The 698-nt window shown below is 70.1% G+C and carries 1 protein-coding gene; it reads right to left on the bottom strand.

Annotated features, from left to right (window positions below):
- Positions 1-698: ABC transporter ATP-binding protein (locus PFX91_RS23045; RefSeq protein WP_285735231.1), on the bottom strand; the 698-nt coding region annotated here is incomplete at both ends.

Below are 698 nucleotides of genomic sequence, written 5' to 3'. Positions count from 1 at the left end.
GCGCGGGAGACCTCCACCCGCGGCACCGCCGCCAACAACCCCCGGGTGTAGGGGTGCTCGGGCGCCGACAGGACCGTGCGCACCTCACCCCGCTCCACCGCCACACCGTGGCGCATCACCACGACCTCGTCCACGGAGCCGGCCACCACCGCCAGGTCGTGCGAGACCAGGATCAGCCCCATGTCCAGATCACGGCGCAGCTCATCGAGCAGGTCCAACACCTGGGCCTGCACCGTCACGTCCAGCGCGGTGGTCGGCTCATCGGCCAACAACACCTTGGGATCGCACATCAACCCCATGGCGATGACCACCCGCTGGCGCATCCCGCCGGAGAACTCGTGCGGGTAGGAGTTGATCCGCGTGGCGGGCTGGGGGATGCCCACCCGCTCCAACGCCTCGATGGCCCGCGTGCGCGCCTGGGCCCGGGTGGCCTTGGGCCGGTGCACCCGGTAGGCCTCCATCAGCTGGTTCCCGATGGTGTACTGGGGGTGCAGCGACTGCATGGGGTCCTGAAAGACCATCGCGATGTCGTTACCGCGCATGCGTCGCAGCTGCTTGTCCGAGGCGGTGACCACGTTCTGGCCCGCGACCTCGATGGCACCGCTGATGCGGGCCCGGCTGCCCCGGTGCAGACCCATCAAGGCCAGCGAGGTCACGCTCTTACCCGAGCCGGACTCGCCCACGATGCCCAGGGCCCC

It is taken from the genome of Nocardiopsis sp. ATB16-24, assembly GCF_030271535.1.
Lineage (GTDB): Bacteria > Actinomycetota > Actinomycetes > Streptosporangiales > Streptosporangiaceae > Nocardiopsis.
Note: the sequence above shows the minus strand (reverse complement) of the source record. Positions and strands in the feature narration are given on the sequence as shown.